We start from the raw sequence: 26,949 nt of genomic DNA, 5'->3' as shown, positions 1-26,949 counted from the left end.
AAGTTTATTTTATTTTAAGCTTAAATTTTTCGATCGCATTTTTACTAAAATCGTTCAAAATTAATTTGCCACTTATTGCAGCTCTTTCATTAAGCAGCGCATCCCAGTTTTCTGTTCCTTTCCAAAACATCTTCTTCATTTCGGCTATTGCTTCAGGGCTTGAGTGGGCCAGTGAGTTGGCAAGCCTGTAAACAGATTCGTCCATATTTTGAACAGTTTCATGAACTTCGGCGAATAATCCCTTTTTCTTTGCCCAGTCTGCGTTCCTCCATAACGTTGCATCTATTGCAAGCTGCGAAAATGCCGATGTACCTATTTTTCTTTCTATTGCCGGGCCAACAACGAAAGGTCCGATGCCAATAGAAAGTTCGCTTAATTTAATTTCTGTTTTATTTATGGCAATTGCATAGTCTACTGCTGCTGCAAGGCCTACACCACCGCCTACACATTTGCCTTGTATTCGCCCAATAATAAATTTGTTGCACTTACGCATCGCATTAATAACGTTGGCAAATCCCTGGAAAAAATTCTGGCCTTCTTTCTCATTTTTAATTGCACTCAATTCATCAAAACTTGCGCCTGCGCAAAAAGCGTTATCACCGGCACTTTTTAATATTACCACTCTTGTATCGTGATTACCGGCGTAATGTATCTCCTGCGTTAGTTCATCAAGCATTTTCAATGGAAGGGAATTACTTTTCGGATGGAAAAATTCGATGGTGGTAATTCCATGTTCTGTGTGGGAGCTTACATATCCGGTTTCTGGCATACTTTATAATTAATTTAATTCAAAAAATGGTTGCGAAGTTATAATCATTTTTATTTTCAAATTGTAAATTTCTTGTCTTAAACGTTTTTAGAAAAGTAATAAAATTTCAATTTGTATTTTTCTTTTTCACCATGGTCAAAATAGTTGCTACGCCAATTACAGGCGTTTCCGTTTCATCCAAAATTTCAACATACCACTTTACAATGCCTCTTGGTATATCGCTTCCTTTTACAAAAGGTACGTCAGGGTTTATGTCTTTTAATTCCTGCTGAATTTTTTCTTTGCAGGTAAAACGAACATAAATTTCATCTCCCGGATAAACCGGTTTTGTAAAACGCAATTCATCAATTCCGTAATTAAGCAAAACAGGATTTTTCTCAACACTATCTACAAAGAGACCTGCAGCAGCGCTCATTATAAAATATCCATGAGCCACTTGTTGCTCAAACATAGTATCATCAAAATCGGTTGTTTTTATATGCGCATAAAAATGATCTCCACTCAGGTCGGCAAACTTATCAATATCGTCAGAAGTAATTTTTCTTTTATCCGTGATTAACTGGTCGCCTATTTTAAGTTCTTCAAAATATTTTTTAAAGGGATGAATAGTAGTACGATTACCTTTTGCATTCGGCTGATAAACATTTGTTATCGCCGTAAGCATGGTAGGTGAACCTTGCACCGCTACCCTTTGCATGTAATGTTTAATACCTCGCAGTCCTCCCATCTCTTCGCCTCCACCGGCACGCCCGGGTCCACCGTGAATAAGTAGTGGCAGCGGTGAGCCATGTCCTGTGCTTTCTTTGGCGTCTTCACTATTGAGCACTAAAATTCTTCCATGAAAAGTGCCTGCTCCTAATACATAATTTCTTGCAAATTGTTTACTTGAAGTAACCACTGAACTACACAAGGAACCCTTCCCTTTTTTTGATAACTCAATTGCTTCATCGATGTTTTTATAAGGCATAATAGTACTTACCGGTCCAAAAGCTTCAACATTATGCGCCTCTTCGCTTTTAAATGGAGTTTCATTCAACAATAATAAAGGACTAATAAATGCGCCTTTATTTATATCTGCATCAATTAACTCAACGCTGTCAAGGCTGCCATAAATGAGTTGAGAAGAAGCTAAAAGTTTTTGTACCTGATCCAACACTTCCTTCTTTTGTGTTTGCCCGGCTAAAGCACCCATTCTTACTTTTTCATTTTCCGGGTTTCCAATAGTTGTCTGTGCCAAAGATTTGCTGATGGCTTTCCATACATCTTCCATCTTATTTTCTGTGACAAAAATTCTTCTTATCGCCGTGCATTTTTGTCCCGCTTTTGATGTCATTTCTTTTCTTATCTCTTTAATAAAAATATCCCATTCAGGCATGTCAGGCGTAACGTCGTTGCCAAGAACAATACAGTTCAATGAATCTGCCTCGAGATTGAAAGGCACATTTTCTCTTAAAATATTTGGGTTTGATTTTAGAAGTAAACCCGTTGAGGCAGAACCGGTAAAAGTTATTACATCCTGGAATGTTACATGATCCAGTATATCACCAGCGCTTCCACATATTAATTGCAAGGCTCCTTCGGGTAGAATTTTTGAAGAAATAATTTCCCGTACAACCATCTCCGTTAGATAGCAAGTAACAGAAGCTGGCTTTACGACTGCGGCTACGCCTGCCAGTAAGTTTACGGCAATTTTTTCCAGCATGCCCCACACGGGAAAGTTAAAAGCGTTGATATGAACAGCCACTCCTTCTTTGGGTAATAAAATATGTTGTGCAGCAAAAGTTCCGCCTTTACTGAGCCCGATATTATCGCCATCAAGTGCAAAAACTTCATCGGGTAATTTTCTTCTTAATGATGCGTTAGAAAAAAGATTACCAATGCCTCCTTCAATATCAACCCAACTATCAGCGCGGGTTGCACCGGTTTTATAACTAAGCGTGTAAAATTTTTCCTTATGTTCCAGCAAGTGTAGCGCCAGCGCCTTTAGCATTCTTCCTCTTTCATGAAAAGTCATTCTTCGAAGCGTGCGGGTTCCCTTTGTTCTTCCGTAATTTAATATCGATTTAAAATCGAGCCCTTGTGTTGTAGCCGTTGCTATAATGTCGCCATTTACTGCATTAAATAGTTGCTGGCCATCTCCATCTCCTTCAATCCAATTACCAGTGATATAGTTTCCGAGTTTTTTCATTCTGATATTTCTTTTCAAAGTTAATTATAGTTAAGCGAAGGCATTTAACAATACTCTTAAGATTTATTAAATTTGAGGTGCAAAATTTTTTACTATGAGCGTAGCAGAAATGAAAAAAGAAATAAATGAAAAGATTGATAAGTTAAATGAAGAACAGCTAAAAATTATTTTGAAAGTAATAGAAGAAGCTAGTGTTGAACAAAAAAAAGCAAAGTTTGATGCGGAGTTATTTTTTGAAGAAGTTGTTTTAAAATATGGAAATGTTTTGCAAAAATTAGCTCAATGATTTCGAAATCAGAAATTATCAAACTTCATGAATTATCTATTAAAAAATATGGAGGCTCATTTGGTATAAGAGATGAAGGATTATTAGATTCTGCAATAGCAAGGCCTTCTCAAACTTTTGGTGGTGATGATTTATATATTTCAACAATAGAAAAAGCAGCAGCAATTGCAGAGAGTATCATTAATAATCATCCTTTTATTGATGGTAATAAGAGAACCGGTTTCTTAACGATGTTAGCAATATTAAAGATTGGTGAACTGAATTTAATCGCAGGTGAAGAAGATGCATATCAATTCACCATCTCCATTTCTACTGGCGAAATAAAATTTGATAAAATTGTTGAGTGGCTAAAGAAAAATACACAAGCCGGTTAATTACACCAATCCAAATTGTTTTAAATGATGCATGGCATGCTTATGCAACAATTGCACATTCATTTTATAATCTAGATCTCCAAAAAATGGATTATGTGTTTTTAGATCAGGATGCTTTCCAAAAAGCTCAAAGAAATAATCAAGCTCCTTTTGCACCCGGTTAATCGCAGTTTCTATATCTGGTTTGCGTAATTTAAAACCATCTTCGGGAATAAGAGGGTTTTTTGTATTTTCTTTAAAGGGCTGCTCACTCATTAAAAACTCCCTAGATTTTTGTAACCTTTCTCCCTTATTTAAAAGAGGAAAATACAATTTTCCGGTTGCATTTTTTACGGCATCTGCAAAATGCTCAACCATTTGCTGGGCGCTCATTTTACCCCATTTACCTTTTTCATTTGGTTTTAATTTTTTCAACATGGCAACAAAATTTTCCTTTAGAAAACTCTCTTTGCTAATATTCATGTAAAAAAATTTTAGAATGAGTAAATATAAATTGGTTTATTTTTTTTTCATCCTTGAGTCAATCTCTTTTGTGAGGCTACCAAATATATCATCTACTGTTCCCTCACCTTTTACCAAAATTACTTTGTTTGACTTTTTATAATGATCCGCAACCGGGGAAGTTTTCTTATGGTATTCCTGTATGCGTGTTCGTATTACCTGTTCATTATTATCATCGGGGCGGCCACTGGTTTCGCCTCTCTTAACGAGGCGTTTAACAAGTTCCTGTTCGGTTACATCTAATGCAAGCATAACATTAATTGTAAGATTTTTTAGGGCCAGCAAATTATCTAATGCCTCCGCCTGCTTCGACGTACGGGGAAAACCATCAAATAAAAAACCAACTACACCAGGATTGGCTTCTAATGCGGAACTTATCATCCCAATCACTACTTCATCAGGAACCAATTGCCCATGGTCCATAAATTTTTTCGCTTCAAGACCTAAAGGTGTTTTTTTTGTAATCTCACTTCTTAGTAAGTCGCCCGTAGAAAGATGTTTAAGATTATATTTAGCTATCAATTTTTCTGATTGCGTACCCTTCCCACTACCCGGTGGACCAAATAAAATGAGATTGAACATTTGCGTATATCCTTGTGAAGTCCAAATATAATGGATGATGCTTAAAATTCCTTATAAGTACTGATTATTAATCGCAATTAAAATTGTCAAGAATAAAATATTCTTAAACATTATCAAATCAAACTTGTTTATTTTCAACAGGCTAAAATGAATGTAACTTTATATAACGATTTTTAAGAAAAATCAATTTTATGAATACTGATAAAAAAAATCCGGTTTATTCTAAAAGTGATAATAAACCTGTTGAAATGAGTAATGATGAATGGAAAAATATTTTACCCGGAGATGTTTATCATATTGCCCGCGAAAAGGGAACAGAACGGCCTTTTACGGGGAAATATAATATGCACAATGAAATTGGGACGTACTATTGTGCCGCCTGCGGAAATCCGCTTTTTAAAAGTGACGGAAAATTTAGTAGTAGTTGCGGGTGGCCAAGTTTTTTTGAGCCAATAAATAAAGAGAGCATTATTTACCTACCTGATAATACCCATGGAATGAAAAGAACAGAGGTTGAATGCGGACGATGTAAAGCGCACCTGGGGCACGTTTTTGAAGACGGCCCACCACCAACAGGTTTACGCTATTGCATTAACTCGGTAATTCTCGACTTTGAAAAAAAGAAAAATTAACGAAGAAAGAGATATTAATTACGTCCCGTAAATAATCTTCGCAATAATGCAACAATTAAAGTAAAAATTGCAGAGCCAATTACTGCCCATATAATTGGAAATGGTTTACCATCAACGGTTATTGTAAAAAAATGTGGAAGTCCCATTTTACCGGCAACCCATAATCCAATATAGGCTCCAATAAATCCAACAATTATTGAGACAAGACAACCTCCCAGATCGTAACCGGCAAGCGATTGACCTATCCCACCGCATATTGCGGCAATAAGCAATAGAACTAAGAAGCCTATAAGTGTCATAATAATAGAATTAACGAGTTTAAAATAGATGGCTTAAAACATCAAAATTATTTTTGTGATATTACAACTTCCAGACCAAATTAAAGCAATGATTAGATTGCAGTCTTTAATTATTTTTATTTAAATCTTTTGCAGCATCTTCATCGAGAAACCAATGAAGTTGGCCACTTTTAGGCTGTATAATCTGTGCAGGTAAGAACAAAGGATTGTAGGGGCCTTCAATAACTTTTTTAAGAACACCCGATTTCTTTTTACCATCAATCATAAATGCAATGTGAGATGCGCGGTTAACAATTAAAGGCATTAAGGTAATCCTGTACATGTTTTGAGCTTCATGGTAGACAGCTTCAACCCAACTTTTTTTTTCTTCATTTAAAAGTAATGAATTTGGAAACAAAGAAAGTGTGTGTCCATCATCACCCATGCCAAGTAATACGAGATCGAAGCTGTTAACGGTGTTGTCAAAAAAATGATGCAGTGTTTTTTCATATTCATCGGCCGCAAAAACCGGTTCAATATCAGTACGCATTACGTGTATTTGCGAAGCAGGTATTTCAAGATGATCAATCAAAATATCATAAGCCATTTTTGCGTTATTCCTTTCATCGGTAGCGGATACAACTCTTTCATCTCCCCAAAAAAAGTGAACTTTAGTCCAATTAATTTTTTCTTGATATTCAGTAGCTAATTTTTTAAAAAGATTTTTTGGTGTTTCGCCACCAGAAAGCACCAATGTAAAAAACTCCTGGTTTTGCAAAGTGGCATTTATTAAATCACATATCCACAGAGCGAGTTTGTCGCTTAATTCCTCTTTGGTTTTATATATATGGAAATTCATTTTATTAATCTTTTCTTTTTGGAGCCATATTTATCCAGTTGTGTCCATCTCTTGCAATTAATGCTTCGGCGTCTTCGGGTCCCCACGAATCAGGTGAATAATTAGGAAAATCAATGGGTTTACGTGCATGCCAAACATCTATGATCGGCATTACTACTTCCCAGGCAGCTTCCACCTGGTCTGCCCGCATAAATAGTGTAGCATCGCCTTCCATTACATCATACAAGAGTGTTTCATAAGCCTCAGGCTCTTCACCATCGTATTCGTCCTGGTAGTTAAAAACCATATCAACAGGGCTAAGAATCATTGTTTGACCTGGGCGCTTGGCCTGAAAACGAAGACAGATATCCATTTCGGGAGCAATACTTATTGTAAGCCTGTTAGGCCTCCATGTTTCGGCAGCTTCTTTCGGAAAAGCATATGCCGGAGCAGGCTTAAATTGAATAGTTAGTACAGTAGTTTTTTCATGCAGATGTTTCCCGGTACGGACATAAAAGGGAACTCCCTGCCAGCGCCAGTTGTCAATAAAAAATTTTACCGCAGCAAAAGTTTCTGTATTCGATTCGGGTGCTACGCCTTTTTCTTCACGATAACCAGCCACTTTTTCTCCCTGCATCCATCCTCCGCTATATTGTCCGCGTGCCGCATAATTTTGAACTTCATCTTTACTAATCCTGCGCAGCGCGTTGAGCACATCCACTTTTTTATTTCTTATTTCATTGGCATCAAAAGATACAGGCGCTTCCATTCCAATCATACATAGTAATTGCAGAATATGATTTTGGATCATGTCTCTTAATGCTCCTGAATTTTCGTAGTAACCTCCACGGCCTTCTACACCAACGGTTTCGGAAGCTGTTATTTGAACATGGTCGATATAATTGCGATTCCATATAGGTTCAAACAACGCATTGGCAAACCGTAATGCCAAAATATTTTGTACCGTTTCCTTTCCCAAATAATGATCAATGCGAAAGATCTGTTCTTCTGTAAAAAATTTGGCAAGCATTTTATTCATTTCTTTTGCGCTCTCCAAATCATGTCCAAATGGCTTTTCTATTACAATGCGCGTGCATTTTGTATCGTGGCAAATTTCAAGCGTACCGAGGTTCTTAACGATTGTTGGAACAAGCTGCGGAGCCACAGCCATATAAAAAATGATATTAGGGTGTACTCCAAATTTTGTTTCTGTGTCTTTCGCAATCTTTGAAATTTTAGCGTATTCCTTTTCATTGTTCACATCCATAGGAAGGTAAGTGATGTGTTTCGAAAAATTCTTCCACTCTTCATGAGAATCTTTTCGTCTTGAGAAATTATCGATCCCTTCTTTCAAATGTTTTTCATACTCATTGCCCGGGTATTCTGAACGGGCAATACCAACTATGCTAAAATTATCAGGCATAGCCTTGTCCATAAACAAATTAAATAAAGCAGGATTTAATTTTCTATAATTTAAGTCTCCGCTGCCTCCGAAAATAAAAATGAGCATCGGAGATATTTTTTTATAATCTAACATTGAACGTTTTTTCTTGTTAATCTAAATTTTTTGTTGATACAGTTTCGGGTTTTGTTTCCCACTCTGTATGGAAAATTCCATCTTCATCAATTCGCTGGTAAGTGTGAGCGCCAAAGAAATCTCTCTGTGCCTGTATTAAATTTGTCGGTAATAAATTTCTGCGGTAAGCATTGTAATAATTCAGCGAAGACATAAAACCTGCAACAGGATAATTATGCAGGGCTGCCAGCGATACAATTTTTTGAGCAGCCTCTTCTTTTTGTTTCAGGATTGCCGCGATATTATTATCAAGCAATAAATTTTTTAATTCTGCATTCTCGTAGGCAATTTTGAAATTTTCTAATAATGCTGATCGGATAATGCATCCACCTCTCCATACACTAACAACTTCGGGTAAAGGAATTTCCATATTTAGTTGATGGGATGCCTTTGTAAGCATAGCCAGCCCTTGCGAATAACTAATGATAGTTGCAAAATAAAATGCATCTTTTAAAAGCGTTATGAACTCATCTTTTGGCATTTCTATTTTTTGCAAAGAAGTTTTGTAAAGCGTTGCAGCTTCCTTTCTTTCATCAATAAGAGAAGAAAGATTTCTCATCATAACCGCAGAATCTATGCTAGGTATGGGCATCGGTAAATCAAGGCCTTCCTGTGAAGTCCACTGCCCGGTGCCCTTTGCCCCGGCTTTGTCCAGGATCATATCAACCAAATATTTATTTCCTGTTTTTTCATCTTTCTTTTCAAAGATTGCACCCGTAATTTCAAGCAAGAAAGATTTTAGCTCGCCTCTGTCCCAGCTATCAAAAACTTCATGCAATTCATTATTAGAGAGAGACACGCCATTATGCATTAAATCGTAGCATTCGCTTATGAGCTCCATTATCGAATACTCTATTCCGTTATGAACCATCTTTACATAATGGCCCGCTGCATCCTTACCTAAGTAGCCAACGCACGGAACACCATTTACTTTTGCGGCAACAGCTTTCAATAATGGTTCAACTTCTTTATACGGTTCCAGATCTCCACCAGGCATAATGCTTGGCCCCTTTCTTGCCCCTTCTTCTCCTCCGGAAATACCGATACCCATAAAATGAAAGCCTTTATCTTTAAGCGCTGTTATTCTTTTTAAGGTATCAACATAATGAGAATTACCTCCATCAATAATGATATCTCCCTGTTGTAATAATGGCGAAAGATCTGCAATCACGCTGTCAACGGGCTTTCCGGCTGGGACCAGCATCATAATTTTTCGCGGTACCTTTAAATCATCAATCATCTCCTGCAAAGTATTTACACCTTTTACTACAGTGTTTTTTGAGGCTGAAGATTCGAAGAGATTTGTTTTATCAGGATTTTTATCGTAACCAATTACTGCAAATCCATGATCCGCCATGTTGAGTAAAAGGTTGCTTCCCATAACACCTAAACCAATCATTCCGAAATCATATTTTATTTCACTCATAGAATTTAATAATAGGGTGCAAAATTAGCGAAATTGAATTGCATGGATAGAATGCTCATAACTTTGACATTAATCTTTCACTTTAAAAAAATAAAAATGTCGACACTGGTAAATGAATTTAATGAATACCGTGAAAAAATGAATGAAGTTATTCTGAGTAAAAATAATCTTGTAATGAAGCGGCTATGGAACCTTGATACCAATACTTATGAAGAAGGCGCTCTTGATAAAAAGACTAAAGAGATGCTGGGATTGGTTGCAAGTATGGTTTTACGATGCGATGACTGTATTAAATATCACCTCGGTAAATCTTTTGAGCTTGGAGTTTCTACAGATGAGATGTATGAAATTTTTGCGGTGGCAAATATTGTGGGTGGAACAATCGTAATTCCTCATACTCGCCGTGCAGCAGAATATTGGGAAGAGTTACAGAATATTTCATAATACTTTTTCGTTTTAAACATTCATTATCACTTATGATATGTGTGTATGTGTTAACTTTGAATAAATAATTTACAAATGAGTGAAACCGCAATAACATCTCAACCGGCTCTGACTCCCAAAGATTTTGCAACCGACCAGGAAGTAAGATGGTGCCCCGGCTGCGGAGATTATTCAATACTTGCACAGGTACAAAAAGTAATGCCCACGTTGGGAGTTCCCAGAGAAAACATAGTTATCATATCCGGAATTGGCTGCAGTAGCCGTTTCCCGTATTACATGAATACTTATGGAATGCACAGCATCCACGGCAGGGCAACGGCAATTGCCAGCGGCCTCAAAGCAAGCCGGCCGGAGCTAAGTGTTTGGATAGTTACTGGCGATGGGGATTGTTTAAGTATAGGCGGAAACCATACTATTCATTTATTGAGAAGAAATTTTGACGTTAATCTCTTGTTGTTTAATAATGAAATTTACGGGCTTACCAAAGGGCAATATTCTCCAACAAGCGAACAAAGTAAAATAACGAAAAGTACACCATTTGGAAGTATAGATCATCCCTTTAACCCGTTAGCACTTGCATTAGGAGCAGATGCTACTTTTGTTGCACGGAGTATGGATAGAGATCCTAAACATTTGCAGGCAATGATTTTAAGATCATATGCTCATAAAGGTTCATCCTTCCTGGAAATTTACCAGAACTGTAATATTTTCAATGATGGCGCTTTTGAAATATTTACTGAGAAGAAATCAAAACCAGAAGAAGCATTATTTCTTGAACATGGTAAACCGTTACTTTTTGGCGCATCAAACAGCAAAGGTATTAAGCTGGATGGGCTTAAGCCAGTTGTTGTTGAAATAAGCAGTGTAATAAGTGAAAATGATTTATGGATACATGACGAGAAAGATTTTTTTAAAGCACAAATTCTTACAAGACTATTTGATAATCCGCATTTGGAAGGTCATTTGCCGAGGCCGTTTGGAGTTTTTTACCAGCATGAAAGACCTTGTTACGAAGATATAATGTCAAAGCAAATTGAAGATATTATTGCTTCTAAAGGCAATGGAGATTTGGATAAAATATTAAAAGGCAGAGAAACCTGGGCAATAAATTAGTGGAGCGTAAGCCACTTAATTTTTATTACTCAGAAAAATAAAAGGTTTTAATTCTTTAAGGCTGATGGTTTGACGAATTATTTTTTCATCAGAACTTATCTTGTATTTACTTAAATTGATAACCTCGTGGGCTATGATAAGATTATCAATTTTTTCAACAGAATAAAGTAATTCATGAAGTAATTCTACTTCATGTTCTATTGCCTGGGGGTTCATTAATTCTTCTTTGAACAATACCAATAGATCCCGGTTAAATTTGTTCATCTTGGTTTTTGGTTTTTATAGTCTAATATCCCACCATTCCTTGTTTATTAGGACAACCACATTTGTTTTTTCTGGAAGAATTACAGCTCACAACAAATACAGCAACCATAATAAGTAAAACAAGTAGGATTTTATTTACGATTTTCATAAAATATTATTCTAAATTAAACTATTTTCACAAATAATTATTGCAATGTTTTGATAAATGGCAACAATTTTAACAGCCTCCATTATAAACCGAAAATTTTAGTAACTCCGCTGGATTGGGGCTTAGGACATGCAACCCGCTGTATCCCAATAATAAACGAACTTATTTACCATCAATGTGAAGTGATAATTGCAGCTTCCGGAAATGGTTTTTTTCTACTTAAGAAAGAATTCCCTTCCCTGGTAATTTTACGTATAAATAGCTATAAAATCAGGTATAGCCGAAGAAAAAGTTTGCTTCTATTCAAGTTAGCTGTCCAGGTTCCTGGAATAGCAATTTCTATATGGAGAGAAAAACTATGGTTAAAAAAAACAATAACGAAGTATAAAATTGATGCGGTTATTTCTGACAATCGCCCCGGAATGAATAATAAAAAAATTTCTTCAGTATATATAACCCACCAGCTTTTAATAAAAACAGGAAATAGTTTCTTTGAAAAAATTGCGCAGAAAATACATTACCATTTTATAAAAAAATTCAATTATTGCTGGGTTCCTGATTATAAGGTAAATGGCCTAGCAGGCGAACTATCACACCAGGACAATAGTCCCTTAAATATTTTATACATAGGTCCATTATCAAGGTTTGAATTATCAAATGGGATGCAAGAAAAATATGACATCTTGATTTCAATTTCGGGTCCGGAACCTCAAAGAACTATGTTTGAAAAAAAAATTTTATCTCAGCTATGTAATTTTAATAAGAAGGTCTTACTTGTGAGAGGGTTACCAAACCAACACCAAGATTTGAAAACAGATAATGAATTAATTAAAATTATAAATCATCTTCCGGCACATGAATTGAACAAGGCTTTTCAACAATCGAAAATAATTATAAGCAGGAGTGGTTACACTACAATTATGGACCTGGTGAAACTTGGTAAGAATGCTGTGTTAGTCCCTACACCAGGACAAACAGAGCAAGAATATCTTTCAAACTATCTAATGAAAAAAAATATTTTTTATAGCGTTGAACAGGATAAATTTTCTTTGGATAAAATATATAACTATGCACCCATTTCTCAGCCTGTTATTATGGAGCGTGGCATGGATGTTTATAAAAAAGTTATTGAGGAATTTTTATTATCCCTTAAACCTTGCAGTCTTCAAACTCACTGAATAATTTTGGCTCAAAAACTAAAAGCACATCTTGGACTTATTGGAACCAACCTCTTTTTTGCGACGAATTATAGCATTGTAAAATATTTTACTGGCCATCATTTTGCTGGTCCGTTTGGCTTAAACCTTATCAGGATCGGCGTAAGCCTTATTTTTTTCTGGATTTTATTTTTTTTCGAGCATGATAAAACCAGAATTCAAAAACATGAAATTATTCCATTAATACTATGTGCCTTAACAGCCATTGCCATAAATCAAATGCTCTTTATTAAAGGACTGTCACTCACTTTTTCCATTCATGCGTCGTTGCTTACATTAATCACTCCGATAATGATTACCATTATTGCCGCAAGAATTTTGAAGGAGAAACTGACATTGGAAAAGATAGCAGGGCTTATCATCGCAGCAATAGGTGCAGTGTTATTAATTGGATCAAGAGAACCAACGTCTCCCGGGGAAAATGTTATCATAGGAGATTTACTTGTACTGGCAAGTGCAATCGCGTATACATTTTATTTTATATTGGTGAAGCCATTTATGAATAGGTATTCGGCAATTTTTGTAATGAGATGGGTTTTTACTTTTGGATTTTTTTTGATATTACCGTTATGCACAAACGAATTTTCAAAAATTACGTGGAGCACTTTTACTTTGAAAGACTGGGTCTTTTTATTTTTATTAACTATACCCGGAACTTTTCTTGCCTATATCTTTAATGCTTATGGAATTAAAAAACTGAATGCATCCGTGGCGGGTGCATACATCTACTCCCAGCCTGTTTTTGCAGTTGCCATTGCAATGATATTTCTTAAGGAGCAACTATCTTTTCTTAAAATAGTTGCTGCGGCAATGATATTCGCAGGCGTATTTTTATCGAACAAAAAAATAGAGAGCAACAATGCGCCACCGGTTAAAAGAAATACCCCTTAATTCTGATTTATATACTTTTGGGATACTCGAAAAATAAAAATTTCTTTTTAGCTTCTCTAAATTTTTTCCAGTTTTTTGTTTTTATCTGAATGGCATAAACAGCACATGTTGGCATGTCGTCAATCGGGCCACAATCAAGGGAATTTATAAAATCGGTAATGCCAGGATTGTGGGCAAATAAAGCAACCGTGTCATCTTTGTCTTTTAAAGTTTCAATTGCTTCATAATAATTTTCTAATGTTGCTTCATATAAAGAAGGGATAAGAGTTAGTTTCTTTGCTTTTACGGCAAATTCATCCATAAAAAACTCAGCAGTTTTTTTTGCACGCTTTGCCGGGCTTGACACAAAAGCATCTATTTCTATTTGTTTATCTTTTATTTTTTTCGCCATCAGAGGAGCGTCATGCTTTCCTCGTTCATTTAATGGCCGTTCAAAATCGGAAAGGGCAATATCATTCCAACTGCTTTTGGCATGACGTATAAGAAGTAGTGTTTTCATTGCTTAAGGTGTTGAATTGTTTCTACCTAAATCCATACCAGAATTGTAGTAAAATATTAATAACCTCTTACATTTTTGCCTTCCATATAATTTAAGAAAGCATTGTTTACAACACGGTTTCCGCCAGGCGTGGGATAATTACCCGTGAAATACCAATCTCCAAGGTTGGTAGGACAGCTATCATGCAAATCTTCTATAGTTTGATAAATCACATCTACGGGAACCGTAATTTCTTCGGGCGTGATTAACTGCGCAATCTTTTTTGAAATTTCTTCAACTGAAAAAGGCTTATAAATATGCCTTACTACGTTTTCGCAATGGAGCTGATTGTTTCTTTTAAGCTCATAACATTTTTCAACAAGTTCCTGCAACAGGGATTCCATTTTTCTTTCTTTCAATAAAGCCATAGCAGCTTTAAAGGCAACAAATTCTCCTAATTTACTCATATCAATTCCATAACAATCAGGGTATCTTATTTGGGGTGCTGAAGAAACTACAATAATTCTTTTTGGCTCAAGCCTGGAAAGCATGCGGATAATACTTTCACGTAATGTAGTTCCTCTTACAATTGAATCGTCAATAACAACCAATGTGTCTTCATTCTTTCTAACCGTTCCATAAGTAATATCATATACGTGCTGCACCATTTCGTTTCGGCTGGCATCGGCTGTAATAAATGTACGAAGCTTCACGTCCTTGATCGCTATTTTTTCGATTCTCACTTTTCGGCTAACCATTTCAGTTAGCTTCTCTTCATTAAAGTCTTTGCCCCAGCTTAATATTCTTTCAACTTTTGTTTTACTCAGGTAATCTTCCGCCCCCTTTAGCAATCCGTAAAAAGCAATTTCGGCGGTATTGGGTATAAAAGAAAAAATAGTGTTCTTAAGATCGTGATTAATTGCTTTTAGAACACCTTCGCTTAAATGATATCCTAAAGCAATTCTTTCCCTGTAAATTTTTTCATCACTCCCACGGGAAAAATATATTCTTTCAAAACTGCAGGCTTTCCTTTCTTTGGGCTCAAGTATTTGCGCAATTGAATAAGTTCCATTGTGGTTCGCAATTAAAGCACATCCCGGCATTAACTCCTTTACTTCATTTTCACCTACGTTGAAAGCGGTGCGGATTGCAGCCCGTTCGCTTGCGGCAACAATTACTTCATCATCCACATAATAGTAACAAGGCCGTATACCATTGGCATCCCGTACTACAAATCCTATCCCGCTCCCGGTAAGACCACCGAAAGTAAAGCCACCGTCGAAAAGAGCAACTGATTTTTTTAAAACTGATACGATGTCAGTGGACCCAGGCGAGGCCTCATCTGCCTTCACCAGGAAATGATGAATTACATCCATCATAGCACCAAGATCACTTTGCCTGTCGAGTTCATCTGGATGACTATTTATTAATGAGAATAATTCGTCTTTATTTACCAGGTTAAAGTTTCCGGCAAGCGCAAGGTTGCGAGCAGGTATTGTATTGCGTTTAATAAAGGGGTGGCAAAACTGGACATTATTTTTCCCTTGAGTTCCATAGCGAAGATGGCCTAATAAAAGTTCTCCCAAAAAATCGATATGGCCCTTCATAAGGCCCGGATGTTGATCTATTTCAGGATGATATTTCTGAATTTCATTTATTTGCTCGCCAATTTGTGAAAAAATATCTGCGATTGCCTGGTTGGCAGAGCTTCTTTTACGATGGAGAAACGGGTACCCCGGTTCAGTATCCAGCTTTACGGCAGCAACTCCGGCACCATCCTGGCCGCGATTATGCTGCTTTTCCATTAGCAGATACAGCTTATTAAGGCCGTAAAGAACAGTACCATATTTTTGACGGTAAAATGAAAAGGGTTTTCGTAATCTCATGAAGGCTAGCCCGCATTCATGTTTTATTTCATCGCTCATTTATTGGAATGAAGCGCAAAATTAAGGTTTTATAAAACAGCGCCAAAGATTGAAATAAATTGTTTTGTTATTTTTAATTAAAAGGAAACTTGTATAGCGTCGTTCGTAAATGCTTCTCAAGCTTTTTAATTTAGATATGATATTATTTACTGGTAGCGGTAGAGTTGGTCTCCCATTTTTGCATTTCAGGGCAAGATTTATAATCATCTGAAATTTTCACATAAAAGGAAGGGATTTTTTTTGCAAACCATTTTTCCAAAACATCATTTTTCTTTTCCTCCAAGGCTCGGCGGGCCACTTTATCATAATCATCTTTCAAATTTTCGCGATGAGGTTCTGTTTTGGTTAAAATGTTTACAATACGCACCGCTTTTTTACCCCTGTCATCGGTAAATTCAGTGGGTTGCGAATATTGCCCAACTTTAAGATCCTTTAACATCAGCACAAGGTCCTTATCAAGCTCATCAATAGTTAAATAAGTGCTTTGATCTCTGGCCGGAATTCTGCCACCTGTGAATTTACTGTTTTCATCTTCACTATATTTTGAAACAGCCTGGCCAAAATCAATTGTCCCGGCTACGAGTTTTGAACGCACCGAATCCAGTTGTTGTTTAGCTTGGTTTACTTCAATAGAACTTATTTGTGGAATTTTTAAAATGTGGCGTATAACGGCATCATCTCCATTTCTGCTTACCATTTGAATAATATGGTAACCAAATTTTGTTTTAAATACATTTGAAATCTGGCCATCTTTTAAGCTGAATGCTTTTGCCAGGAATATTGGATCCCAGGTTTTTTCATTTCTGTTGATTTCATATCGTCCTCCATTGTCTTTACTGCCAGGGTCGTCAGTATATAAAGAAGCAAGGGTTTCAAATTTTTTACTTCCATCTTCAACCTCTTTTTTATATTCCTTCAATTGATCGATTGCATAATTTTCAAGATCGCGGCTTGGCTTGGGATATATTACAATTTCTCCCACCTCCAATTGTGATTCATAAAAATGAAGACTGTCTTTTGGAATAGAATCATAATATGCTTCAACTTCCTGCGGCGTTATTCTTACATCAGCAACAATTTTATCACGCTCACCCTGGGCCAGTTTTTGTTCTTTAAAAGTTTGCCTGAAATCTTCTTTCAGTTGAAAAAGTGATTTTCCTGCAATTTGTTCTACTATTTCTTTGGATCCATATTGATTAATAAAGTACCTGATTTTATTATCGATATCTGCGTCTACATCTTCATCAGAAACAGGGATGGAATCTATTTCAGCCTGCAGTACCAATGCTTTTAAGCCAAGCGCCTGTTCCAGTAAAAGACATTTGCCATTCGCGGGTACATCGATATTTTGCCGTTGCATATCAGAAATGCTGTTATCGATTTCACTTTTAAGAATGATCTTATCTCCTACTGTAGCAATTATTTTATCTGCAACAACCTTTTTTGTTTGGGCAAACAGAATATTTGCTGAAGCAATTAAACAAATGATAAATAGACTTTTCTTCATTATCGAAGTTCTTAAAATTAAATGAACAGTATTTGATACCAGCAAAAAAACAGCTTATCAAAAATACGCTGGCAAAACGAGTGATTTTTTTTTGAAAAGTTAAATGTTGAGGTTGTTTTGTTAAAGAAAATAATTCTTAAGAGTTTTAAAGAGTTCTTTTTACTTCAACTTCTTCAAAAGCTTCTATCATATCGCCGGGCCTGGTATCGCTATAATTCTTAATACTTACACCGCACTCCATGTTGGTCGTTACCTCTTTCACATCATCTTTAAAACGTTTCAGGCTTCCCAATTCACCAGTAAAAACGATAATACCATCCCGAACCAGGCGGACACGGTTGTTGCGGGCAACTTTGCCTTCAATAACCATACATCCCGCAACACTTATCTTATCAAATTTGTAAGTTTCTTTCACTTCTAAAATACCAAGAATTTTTTCCTGGATTTTTGGCTCAAGCATACCTTCCATTGCACTTTTCACTTCATCTATCGCATCATAAATTATAGAGTAAGTTTTTATTTCCACACCCTCATGGTCTGCGAGTTTGGAAGCTTGTAAAGAGGGACGTACATTAAATCCTATGATAACGGCATCTGAAGCAGTGGCCAGCAATACGTCACTTTCGGTAATCTGTCCAACACCTTTATGAACAACACTTACAACAATTTCTTCTGTACTTAATTTTTGTAATGAATCACTTAATGCTTCCACAGAACCATCCACATCAGCACGTATAATTAAATTGAGTTCTTTGAAATTCCCCAAAGCTAATCTGCGCCCGATTTCATCAAGTGTAATATGTTTCTTGGCACGAATTCCCTGCTCACGTAAAATTTGAGCCCTACGGTTAGCTGTATCCTTTGCCTCTGATTCGTCACTATAAAATTTAAATGTTTCACCTGCCTGGGGAGCGCCGTTCAATCCCAAAATTAAAACCGGCGTTGAAGGAGGCGCTATTTCAGTACGCTGGTTGCGTTCATTAAACATTGCTTTTACCCTTCCATAATTTTGTCCGGAAACAATTAAATCACCTTGCCTTAATGTTCCGTTTTGTACTAAAATAGTGGCAACATAACCGCGGCCCTTATCAAGGGAAGCTTCAATTACAGTTCCGCTGGCGCCTTTATCCGGGTTGGCCTTCAAATCAAGCAGGTCAGATTCAAGTAAAATTTTATCCAGGAGGGCATCAACATTCAATCCTTGTTTCGCGCTTATTTCCTGGCTTTGATACTTACCACCCCAGTCTTCCACCAATATATTCATTGCAGCAAGCTGCTCTTTTATCTTTTCAGGATTAGCTCCGTCTTTATCAATTTTATTAAATGCGAAAATCATGGGAACATTTGCAGCCTGCGCATGAGAAATGGCTTCTTTTGTTTGAGGCATCACCGCATCATCTGCAGCAATAACTATCACGGCAATATCAGTAACCTTTGCACCACGGGCACGCATAGCCGTAAATGCTTCGTGACCCGGAGTATCTAAAAACGTAATAGCTCTTCCGTTCTTAAGAGTTACTTCGTAAGCGCCGATATGCTGCGTAATACCTCCGGCTTCACCAGCAATTACATTAGCCTGGCGTATATAATCAAGCAAAGATGTTTTACCATGATCAACGTGGCCCATGATTGTAACGATCGGTGAACGTGTTACCAAATCTTCATCCTTATCTTCCTCTTCTTCTTCTTCAAACTCTGCTTCATCATCAATTCCTATAAATTCAACTTCATAATTAAATTCACCAGCAACCAATTCAATCACGTCTGCCTCCAGCCTTTGATTAATAGAAACCATAATACCAAGGCTCATACATTTACTTATAACATCTGCAAAGCTTACATCCATAAGATTTGCAAATTCACTTACTGAAATAAATTCTGTAACCTGCAATTTATTATCAGTCACTTCTTCACCTACATTTTCAGCTGCCTCTTCTCTTTTCGCTTTACGATATTTTGCTTTTAGGCTTTTGCCTCTTCCACCCGCCCCGGCAAGCTTTGCCTGGGTTTCTTTTATTTTATCCTGGATTTCTTTTTGATCAATTTCTTTTTCCTCGCGACGCATTGGCGGCGGAGCATTTCTGTTAAACCTGCCCGGAGGTCCCGGAGGCCTTGGAGATTGCGGACGTTGAAAATTACCGGGCGGATTAACATTGGGTTGTGGTTTTTTCTCAACTACAATACGCTTGCGTTTTCTTCTTTCATCAACAGGTTTTGGCCGCGTTTCATTATTGGTTGGAAGCACAATTTTTCCAAGTATTTTAGGGCCCTCTATTTTTGATGCCTTAATATTTGATATTACAACCGGCTCGATTTTTACCGGGCCAGGTGTTATAATTTCTTCAGGGGCTATTGGCGTTTCTTTTACTTCCTCTGGTGTTATTTGTTTTTCTTTTACTTCCTTATCTGTAACCGGCGTTTCTTTTTTTGTTCCTTTTGCTGCGGTTTTTTTAGGCCTTGTTGACGAATCAATGGTGCTTAAGTCAATTTTATCAACAACCTTTGGCTTCTCCACTTCGGGAGCTTCGATCTTTACAATTTCCGGTTGTGGTAATTCAATAACTTCTTCAGCTTTTGGTAGCTCCGCATGTTCAACTGGAACTTCCGGTGATTTAGGTTCTTCTGGTTTAACTTCCTCAACCGGTGTTACTTCTTTTGGTTTTGCAGGTTCTTTTTTATTGAAAGAAAGATCCTGTTCATCCCTTCTTTTTTTGAAATCGGTAACAGCATTTTTTGGTAAATCTATTTGTTCGGCCTTTTGCTTTGCCGCTTTATCGGGTTGAAATTCCACCTGCAATACACGGTACATTTCTTCCGAAATTTTGGAATTAGGCTTCAGGTCTTCTTCTCCAAAACCTTTGGACACAAGGAAGTCAACCAAGGTATCTTTACCTATGTTAAACTCCTTGGCCGCTGCCATTACCCGTGGTGTATTTACTTCTGCCATTAAGCCTCTCCTTATCTTCTTTTTTAATAAAGAAGATTTTTTTATGATTAAAATTATGTTTTAAATAATCAATTTCCTTTTTTTGAATTAAAAGAAAAAATTATTCAGCTTCAAATTCTTCTTTCAGAATCTTTTTCACTTCTGTGATAGTTTCTTTTTCAAGATCAGTTCTACGCTCCAGTTCTTCATCAGACAACTGTAATACGCTTTTTGCTGTATCACAACCTATTTTTTTCAATTCATCAATAATCCATGATTCAATCTCATCTGTAAATTCATCGAGATCAACATCGTATTCTTCCACCTCTCCTTCATTATCCCTAAACACATCAATTTCAAGTCCTGTCAACTCACAAGCCAGTTTGATATTAACTCCCCTGCGGCCAATTGCCAACGAAACCTGGTCTGGCTTTAAATAAACGTTGGCATGCTTTGTTTCCAAATCTACATCCATACTGGTAATTTTAGCCGGAGTAAGCGAACGTTGTATTAAAAGCTGAATGTTGTTGGTCCAGTTTATTACGTCTATATTTTCATTTTTAAGTTCTCTAACGATACCGTGTATACGACTTCCTTTCATTCCAACACAAGCTCCTACAGGGTCAATACGGTCATCAAAACTTTCAACAGCAACTTTTGCTCTTTCACCCGGATCTCTTACAATTTTTCTTATTACAATAAGGCCATCGAATATTTCGGGCACTTCAATTTCGAGCAATTTGGCAAGGAAAGAAGTATCAGTTCTTGAAACAATAATTACTGCCTGACTGTTTTTTAATTCGACTTTTTTAACAACTGCACGTATTGTTTCTCCCTTTTTAAAATAATCAGAGGGTATTTGTTCTGACTTTGGAAGCAGCATTTCATTGCCTTCTTCATCAAGCAATAAGATTTCTTTTTTCCAAACCTGGTAAACTTCACCATTTATAATTTCACCAATCCTGTCCTCATATTTCTTTATAAGAATGTTCTTTTTAAGATCATTAATACGGCTCGCCAGTGTTTGTTTACCTGCAAGTATAGCTCTTCTCCCAAATTCTTTTTGGATATCTACTTCTTCATAAAGTTCTTCACCTACCTGGTAATCGGGTTCTATTTTAATGGCATCTTTATATTCAATCTCGGTAAGCGTGTTGTACAGGTCATCATCATCCACAATAGTTCTTCTTCGAAAAATTTCAAGGTCTCCTTTCTGGTCATTTACAATTACATCAAAATTTTCATCAGAGCCGTATTTTTTACGGATTAATGTTTTAAAAACGTCTTCCATAACCTTCATCAAAGTAGGCCTGTCTATGTTTTCTGCGTCTTTGAATTCCTGAAAGGATTCAATCAAATTAATGCTTGCCATTTATGTTTTTTTAAAAAGTTATCAGCACTTTAGTTTGCTTTATCTGATTAAATAATATTGTTATTGTTTTAATTGTTGCTTTATTTGCTTTGCCAGTTTTTTCTTCGATGACTATTTCATCATCGCTCACTTTTAAAAGCTTTCCTTCTATTCTAGTACCGTCATTCATCACTACTTCTACCTTTCTTCCTATATTTTTTTTGTATTGACGATGCAGTTTCAATGGTTCATCTATACCAGGTGAAGAAACTTCAAGAGAAAAATTTCCATCGGGAAACAATTCAGATTCTTCTATATATTTATAAAGAGCTTTATTTATTGACGTACATTTTTCAATGGTGATACCGTCATCGGCATCAAGAAAAACTTTTATATCATTTGCAGGCGATATTTTTATTTCAACCGGGAAAACTGTTTCCGATTGTGAAGTAATTCCTGCAACAAAATCTTCAATTTTTTTTAAAGGGTTTATTCCACTCATTCTTAAATTCACAAATTTTCGAAAAAGAAGAAGGGAACGTTTTCGTTCCCTTCAATGATTCTTTTGCCGCTGCAAATATACTATAAATTAGAATTACAGACCAAATTATGTTAAAGTAAAATTTTTAGAATCCTGTTAAAAAATTAAATATATATTTTTGCATAATGAATATTTTTCGAACCGCAGCAGAACTGTTCCTGATTTACATTTTATACAAATTCATCTTTGAATTTATTATACCTGTATATAACTCAACCCAAAAAATAAGGAAACAATTTGGGGAAATGCAAACCAAAATGCAACAGGATATGAATGCTGCCAACACAAAAAATGCAACTCCTAAACAGGAACCAAAGGTTAAAAGAGAAGGCGACTATATTGAGTTTGAAGAAATAAAATAATTTATAAAGGCAGGTACTCAATATATTCTCCAGCGCCTAATAAAATAGTTTGTATACCTAAAGCCCTTGCCGCTTCTATGTTTTGGGCAGAGTCATCCACAAAAAGAGTTTTCCCAGGTTCCAGTTTATTTTCTTCCAGTACAAATTCGTAAATATCAGCATTGGGTTTTCTTAAACCCATGTTACACGAATAATATGCCTTGTCAAAAAATTCTTCAAAACGCTTATCTCTGTGCTTTTCAAGATATATTTTATTAAATGCATTTAAATGAATGTGATTGGTATTACTCAGTAAAAAAAGCTTATACTTTGGTTTTAAAGTATCCAAAAAATCCAGACTCTTTTCTCTGAATGTTAGCAGCATTGCGTTCCATGCGTTCTCAATTTCAATCGTTGGTAAATAAAGCCCGGTGCGTTTATTTAATTCATTGTAAAAATTATCTTCAGAAATTTTCCCGGTTTCAAGGTTGCTGAACAGGTCATCGGCATTAGCCTGCGAATACATCTCGTGAAAGTTTTTTATACCTGCTTTTTCAAAGGCAATGCGGGTTAAATTATAATCAATATTTAATATTACGCCACCCAGGTCAAAAATTATAGCTTCTATCTTTTGCATAGTCAAAGAAAATTATTTCTTTTCACTTGGCGAATTTTTCTATTTTTGCACTCCTGAATTTTTACCGCATTGGGGTATCGGGCCTATAGCTCAGTTGGTTAGAGCACCTGACTCATAATCAGGTGGTCCCTGGTTCGAGCCCAGGTGGGCCCACTTGGAAATCAAGCATTTATGGATTTATTTTCATAAATGCTTTTTTATTTACAAACCTAAAGAGCCTGCGATCAATTTTATTTGCTCAAATGTAGAACCAAGCAGGCTAATTGACGAAAAGATAGCATGGCCCTTAAAAAACTCCCCCGTTAGGCACTTTTTTGAGTATTGCATGCCACTGATCGTTTATTTTGTGGGTGCGATCTCTGTGATTTCTAATTCCTATTTTTTGTAAACTCCATTAAGATTGTAATGATTGCCTTCTTTGCTTCGGCTTATGAATTTTCATCAATGATATTCAAATTCTTGTTCAACTGCTTGCAAATTTCAGCTCTTTACTTTCAAAATCGCTTTTTGAATACAATGAATCTACAATCGTTCGTCTTCATGTTGATGGCTTTTTAAAAGATCAGACGCTTTTGCAACGGTTAACCCATAAAAGAAAAACAGCTGAATGAAATTCTCAGCTGTTTAAAAATGGCCCTCTTGAAGTAGGATATTGGATGTTATGCGGGTTATGTTTTTAGGTTTTTCAAATAAATAAAAACTTTCTATTCAGCATTTAACTGTGTACCAGCAGATACAATATTTCCTGAAAACGATTTGGGTGATATAAGGTCGTTCCAGTACTGCCCGGCATCTGTTAAAGTGAAATCACTATTGACAGCAGGAACAGTATTTGGGAAAAAGTAGGAATAGCGCTCAATAAAAGGTGTAGCGTTCATCCAGTCTGTAGAGAGTTTCATGAAATACTCGTGAATTAACACTGAAGTCCGGTTAGGGTTTGCATTAAATTCGGTTATCCAGATAGCTTGATCGGGATACGCCGCATGAACCTTTTCTACATAATTCTGAAATCGTTTAAATACGCCCTCAGCAGTAAGGGAATCTGTGGCCTTGTTGTTAGTTTGATTTCCCCAATCGTACCAATGTATCGGGATAAAGTCTATCCTTGCTTTTTCTTCCTGAGCTTTGCTCATAAATTTTGTTAGCCATTTCCCATCTCCAAAAGCCTGACCTTGAGTTGTAGCCGGTGCTCCTAACCTGAGTCCGGATAGTTGCATAATTTTATATCGCCTCACTGCCGTATCAATATTGGGAATATTCGATTGGTTAGTATTATCAGGTTCATTAAGGGAAAGCAGATGGTCTACATCTGGCCGGTCAGCCAAATAACTCACGTTTGCCAAGGAGCATGCTGCTTTTCCCCAGGTCATTGGTACAAATTGTTGTCCCGGTAAAGATGATCTCGTCAAACTCCACCCATAAAACCATTGAGTAGTGTTAAATGCCTGCACAGTCTGATCGCGTGTGGAGGCTGTACCCTTCTTTCCCGGGTTATTAACATGCATGTACCTGATAAAAGAAATATTGTTTTGTAATCTTTCTGGTAAGTTCGCGTTTATTGCACTATCTGTGGCTACATAGCAAGCAGACTCACCGGTTCCGTCAGTGTTCTCGGCAAATACAGCCATATAACCTTTTGGTAATCTAAATGAGACAATCTGATCGTTGTAGCCGTCCGGCAATGATTTAAAGATCGGATCATCTACGTTAAATGAAGTGTAAACTGTATCAGGATACAACTCAACCTTTGGCATCCCAATATTTACAGTTTTAGAAATGGTGAGCATTTGCCCGAAGTTGACTTTTTCTGAAATAATGCCTGCAATGAGGGGAGACTCAGGAGTTTTTAAATCGGTAGTATTCTTTTTGCATGCCGAAAACGGCATGGCAAAGAATAACAGCAGATTGATGTAATTAACTTTCATTTTATTGATTAATTTGTTAGACCACTAAATTCAACAAAAAACTATTGGAATACCAGTTCATTTAACTGATTGAACGGTTAAACCCCCTAATTTGAATGCTTTCCCACACTTGTCCTCAAATGCGAATATTAAACCTGTAAAATGAACAGGTAATATGATTATCAAAAAACTTATATTGATCATTTACTTTGAGAGAGCGAAGGATGTAATACGGCTCCTGTAGTTCCATTGATAGGGAACTGTGCATTTTCCGCTTCCAGTTTTTGATTCAGCAGTTTAATTAACTCCAGGGCTTTGGATGGGTATTGAGCTGCCAGGTTATGATGCTCTCCGATGTCAGTTTTTAAGTTATAAAGTTCAGTGCTGTTCGTTCCATAAAAATATATCAACTTCCACTCTCCCTTTCTGATCGAACTGTAAGGTCCCATCCCTTCACTTTCTCCCTGTATCTTATATTCATTAGCTCTTTGCTGCCCTTCCTGCCAGTAATTGGGAAAGTGCCAAAATAATGCTCTTGTGTTGTCCCGTAAAGTTGGATTTTTTAAGAACGGAACGAAACTTTTACCATCTACTTTTTGTACAGTCCGGTAATTATTGATGCCTGCCATTTGCAGGATAGTAGGGAAGAAATCTTCAATCATTACATATTGATGATTTATGGTATTAGGTTTTGTTACGCCCGGCCAGTAAACGATCATGGGTTCTCTTATTCCACCTTCATAGCCTGAACCTTTTCCTGCTTTTAGAGGAAGATTGTGCGTAAAAGGCTTTCCTCCACGCGGAGGCACCAGCGTTAAACCGCCATTATCTGACATAAAAATAATGATGGTGTTCTGGGTTAAATGATATTTATCCAGGTAGTCCAGTAAATTTCCTAAACTTTTATCCATTCCTTGTAAAAGTGCAGCATATTCGGCTTCCTCATGCCCGAGTCCTTCTTTAATATATTGAGGGTAAAATCTATTGTCCGGTTTGTATTGAGCATGGACGGCGTACTGGGCCATATACAGGAAGAAGGGCCTTTGAAGATAGCGGGCATCATCTAATGCTTTTTTTGCCTCGAGAGTTAAGGCCTCTGAAAGGAAAATATCTTTTCCGTGATAGAGCTCTAATCCTGGAATAGCTCTTGGAGTATAACCGCCTTTTACCTCGTTACCAAAATTCTCAGTTCCTAAATAACTTTTTGGTCCGCCAACGGCGTTTCCTGCAATGTTGATGTCAAACCCCAGATTTTTAGGATCAGAACCCAAAGTAGGATAGGACGCGAAATGAGCTTTACCCGCGTGAATGGTGAAATAGCCGTGCTCCTTTAAAATCTCAGCTAAGGTGGTGGCATAAACGGTATGGGGCGTATCCGGAACAGGACTTAAACCATTGTAATTCCATGCCGGGAGTATTAGATTGGGATATTTTGAATCCGTTGGATGATTTTCAAAATAATCTGTCCAATTGGTTACCCGGTGCCTTGCCGCATTCATTCCGGTTTGTAAACTTACCCTGGATGGTGTACATACACAAGTGGCGTAAGCTTGAGTAAATTTTACACCCATAGCAGCCAGTCTTTCCATATTTGGGGTATGGTATTTTTTGTTTAATGGAGTGCTTTCTTTGTAGAAAGGAACGGAAGTATCTTCCCATCCCATATCATCAACCAAAAAAACAATGATGTTTGGTTGTGTGGTTTGCACTTTTGTAGCATGATGTGCCTGGGCAAAACTGAATTTGAAAGTGCCTGATAATAGAATTAAGACAAGAATTCTAAGGTTTTTTCTTTTCATGATATTAACGGTT

General features: G+C 36.7%; 25 protein-coding genes and 1 tRNA gene. 8 read left to right on the top strand and 18 right to left on the bottom strand.

Translation table 11 applies throughout. The annotated features are described in order from the left end of the window. Positions 1 to 4 precede the first annotated feature (4 nt). Both FW778_RS07945 and paaZ read right to left on the bottom strand, forming a co-directional pair. Complete coding sequence (locus FW778_RS07945; protein ID WP_150414063.1) at positions 5 to 769, bottom strand: enoyl-CoA hydratase/isomerase family protein; 765 nt, start codon at positions 767 to 769, stop codon at positions 5 to 7. 106 nt (positions 770 to 875) lie between these two features. Then, positions 876 to 2,957: a phenylacetic acid degradation bifunctional protein PaaZ gene (gene paaZ / locus FW778_RS07940; protein ID WP_150414062.1), complete on the bottom strand. Its 2,082-nt coding sequence runs from the start codon at positions 2,955 to 2,957 to the stop codon at positions 876 to 878. 94 nt (positions 2,958 to 3,051) lie between these two features. Here paaZ and FW778_RS07935 point away from each other — a divergent pair, with 94 nt between their 5' ends. Together FW778_RS07935 and FW778_RS07930 are read left to right on the top strand one after the other, a co-directional pair. Further along, entirely contained in the window at positions 3,052 to 3,243 is a 192-nt protein-coding gene (locus FW778_RS07935) for a hypothetical protein (protein ID WP_150414061.1), read from the top strand. Then, entirely contained in the window at positions 3,240 to 3,617 is a 378-nt protein-coding gene (locus tag FW778_RS07930) for a type II toxin-antitoxin system death-on-curing family toxin (protein ID WP_150414060.1), read from the top strand. The genes FW778_RS07935 and FW778_RS07930 overlap by 4 nt, the downstream gene beginning before the upstream one ends. Here the strand turns inward: FW778_RS07930 and FW778_RS07925 are convergent, their stop codons facing one another. Both FW778_RS07925 and FW778_RS07920 read right to left on the bottom strand, forming a co-directional pair. Continuing rightward, positions 3,618 to 4,079, bottom strand: coding sequence for a hypothetical protein (locus tag FW778_RS07925; RefSeq protein WP_150414059.1), 462 nt, complete (start codon positions 4,077 to 4,079; stop codon positions 3,618 to 3,620). It abuts the gene before it with no gap. A gap of 36 nt (positions 4,080 to 4,115) precedes the next feature. Beyond that, a complete protein-coding gene (locus FW778_RS07920) occupies positions 4,116 to 4,700 on the bottom strand; it encodes an adenylate kinase (RefSeq protein ID WP_150414058.1) in 585 nt (194 codons plus the stop codon). Positions 4,701 to 4,891: 191 nt separating this feature from the next. On the opposite strand from FW778_RS07920, the gene msrB reads away from it, so the two are divergent. Continuing rightward, positions 4,892 to 5,332, top strand: a complete 441-nt coding sequence (gene msrB / locus FW778_RS07915) for a peptide-methionine (R)-S-oxide reductase MsrB (RefSeq protein WP_202552110.1) — start codon at positions 4,892 to 4,894, stop codon at positions 5,330 to 5,332. 14 nt (positions 5,333 to 5,346) lie between these two features. Here msrB and FW778_RS07910 read toward each other — a convergent pair whose 3' ends face one another. The 4 genes from FW778_RS07910 to gndA all read right to left on the bottom strand — a co-directional run bounded on the left by FW778_RS07910 (position 5,347) and on the right by gndA (position 9,450). Further along, complete coding sequence (locus tag FW778_RS07910; protein WP_150414057.1) at positions 5,347 to 5,631, bottom strand: GlsB/YeaQ/YmgE family stress response membrane protein; 285 nt, start codon at positions 5,629 to 5,631, stop codon at positions 5,347 to 5,349. Between the two features lie 106 nt (positions 5,632 to 5,737). After that, positions 5,738 to 6,469 carry a 6-phosphogluconolactonase gene (gene pgl, locus FW778_RS07905; RefSeq protein ID WP_150414056.1) on the bottom strand — a complete coding sequence of 244 codons (732 nt, stop codon included), beginning with the start codon at positions 6,467 to 6,469 and terminating at the stop codon, positions 5,738 to 5,740. Positions 6,470 to 6,473: 4 nt separating this feature from the next. Continuing rightward, positions 6,474 to 7,958: a glucose-6-phosphate dehydrogenase gene (zwf, locus tag FW778_RS07900; RefSeq protein WP_235906139.1), complete on the bottom strand. Its 1,485-nt coding sequence runs from the start codon at positions 7,956 to 7,958 to the stop codon at positions 6,474 to 6,476. A gap of 43 nt (positions 7,959 to 8,001) precedes the next feature. Beyond that, positions 8,002 to 9,450 (bottom strand): NADP-dependent phosphogluconate dehydrogenase, encoded by a 1,449-nt coding sequence (gndA, locus tag FW778_RS07895; protein WP_150414054.1) that lies wholly within the window; start codon positions 9,448 to 9,450, stop codon positions 8,002 to 8,004. A 96-nt stretch (positions 9,451 to 9,546) separates the two neighbouring features. Here gndA and FW778_RS07890 point away from each other — a divergent pair, with 96 nt between their 5' ends. Then, a complete protein-coding gene (locus tag FW778_RS07890; protein WP_150414053.1) occupies positions 9,547 to 9,894 on the top strand; it encodes a carboxymuconolactone decarboxylase family protein in 348 nt (115 codons plus the stop codon). A 75-nt stretch (positions 9,895 to 9,969) separates the two neighbouring features. Continuing rightward, a complete protein-coding gene (locus FW778_RS07885; RefSeq protein ID WP_150414052.1) occupies positions 9,970 to 11,007 on the top strand; it encodes a 2-oxoacid:ferredoxin oxidoreductase subunit beta in 1,038 nt (345 codons plus the stop codon). Positions 11,008 to 11,022: 15 nt separating this feature from the next. Here FW778_RS07885 and FW778_RS07880 read toward each other — a convergent pair whose 3' ends face one another. After that, the gene (locus FW778_RS07880) at positions 11,023 to 11,271 is read right to left on the bottom strand and encodes a hypothetical protein (protein ID WP_150414051.1); all 249 of its coding nucleotides are present in this window, start codon (positions 11,269 to 11,271) and stop codon (positions 11,023 to 11,025) included. Between the two features lie 198 nt (positions 11,272 to 11,469). On the opposite strand from FW778_RS07880, the gene FW778_RS07875 reads away from it, so the two are divergent. Then, positions 11,470 to 12,597, top strand: a complete 1,128-nt coding sequence (locus FW778_RS07875; RefSeq protein WP_150414050.1) for a glycosyltransferase — start codon at positions 11,470 to 11,472, stop codon at positions 12,595 to 12,597. A 6-nt stretch (positions 12,598 to 12,603) separates the two neighbouring features. Continuing rightward, a complete protein-coding gene (locus tag FW778_RS07870; protein ID WP_202552109.1) occupies positions 12,604 to 13,527 on the top strand; it encodes a DMT family transporter in 924 nt (307 codons plus the stop codon). A 7-nt stretch (positions 13,528 to 13,534) separates the two neighbouring features. Here the strand turns inward: FW778_RS07870 and FW778_RS07865 are convergent, their stop codons facing one another. From FW778_RS07865 to FW778_RS07835, 7 genes are all read right to left on the bottom strand, one after another. Continuing rightward, a complete protein-coding gene (locus FW778_RS07865) occupies positions 13,535 to 14,026 on the bottom strand; it encodes a SixA phosphatase family protein (RefSeq protein ID WP_150414048.1) in 492 nt (163 codons plus the stop codon). Positions 14,027 to 14,082: 56 nt separating this feature from the next. Beyond that, positions 14,083 to 15,810, bottom strand: coding sequence for an amidophosphoribosyltransferase (locus FW778_RS07860; RefSeq protein WP_235906137.1), 1,728 nt, complete (start codon positions 15,808 to 15,810; stop codon positions 14,083 to 14,085). 262 nt (positions 15,811 to 16,072) lie between these two features. Next, on the bottom strand, positions 16,073 to 17,437 hold the full coding sequence (locus FW778_RS07855) for a peptidylprolyl isomerase (RefSeq protein ID WP_150414046.1): 1,365 nt from the start codon (positions 17,435 to 17,437) through the stop codon (positions 16,073 to 16,075). Between the two features lie 145 nt (positions 17,438 to 17,582). Further along, positions 17,583 to 20,384, bottom strand: coding sequence for a translation initiation factor IF-2 (infB, locus tag FW778_RS07850; RefSeq protein WP_150414045.1), 2,802 nt, complete (start codon positions 20,382 to 20,384; stop codon positions 17,583 to 17,585). A 100-nt stretch (positions 20,385 to 20,484) separates the two neighbouring features. Beyond that, positions 20,485 to 21,735 carry a transcription termination factor NusA gene (gene nusA, locus FW778_RS07845; RefSeq protein ID WP_150414044.1) on the bottom strand — a complete coding sequence of 417 codons (1,251 nt, stop codon included), beginning with the start codon at positions 21,733 to 21,735 and terminating at the stop codon, positions 20,485 to 20,487. A 10-nt stretch (positions 21,736 to 21,745) separates the two neighbouring features. Continuing rightward, positions 21,746 to 22,216 (bottom strand): ribosome maturation factor RimP, encoded by a 471-nt coding sequence (locus tag FW778_RS07840; protein ID WP_150414043.1) that lies wholly within the window; start codon positions 22,214 to 22,216, stop codon positions 21,746 to 21,748. 402 nt (positions 22,217 to 22,618) lie between these two features. Beyond that, on the bottom strand, positions 22,619 to 23,233 hold the full coding sequence (locus FW778_RS07835) for an HAD family hydrolase (protein WP_150414042.1): 615 nt from the start codon (positions 23,231 to 23,233) through the stop codon (positions 22,619 to 22,621). Positions 23,234 to 23,312: 79 nt separating this feature from the next. On the opposite strand from FW778_RS07835, the gene FW778_RS07830 reads away from it, so the two are divergent. Continuing rightward, a tRNA-Ile gene (locus tag FW778_RS07830) sits at positions 23,313 to 23,386 on the top strand. 551 nt (positions 23,387 to 23,937) lie between these two features. On the opposite strand, the gene FW778_RS07825 is transcribed toward FW778_RS07830, so the two are convergent. Together FW778_RS07825 and FW778_RS07820 are read right to left on the bottom strand one after the other, a co-directional pair. Next, positions 23,938 to 25,158: a glycosyl hydrolase gene (locus FW778_RS07825; RefSeq protein WP_150414041.1), complete on the bottom strand. Its 1,221-nt coding sequence runs from the start codon at positions 25,156 to 25,158 to the stop codon at positions 23,938 to 23,940. Positions 25,159 to 25,337: 179 nt separating this feature from the next. Next, on the bottom strand, positions 25,338 to 26,936 hold the full coding sequence (locus FW778_RS07820) for a sulfatase (RefSeq protein WP_150414040.1): 1,599 nt from the start codon (positions 26,934 to 26,936) through the stop codon (positions 25,338 to 25,340). Positions 26,937 to 26,949: the final 13 nt, after the last annotated feature.

The organism is Ginsengibacter hankyongi (genome assembly GCF_008710285.1).
Lineage (GTDB): Bacteria > Bacteroidota > Bacteroidia > Chitinophagales > Chitinophagaceae > Ginsengibacter > Ginsengibacter hankyongi.
This window is presented reverse-complemented; position numbering and strand designations above follow the sequence as displayed.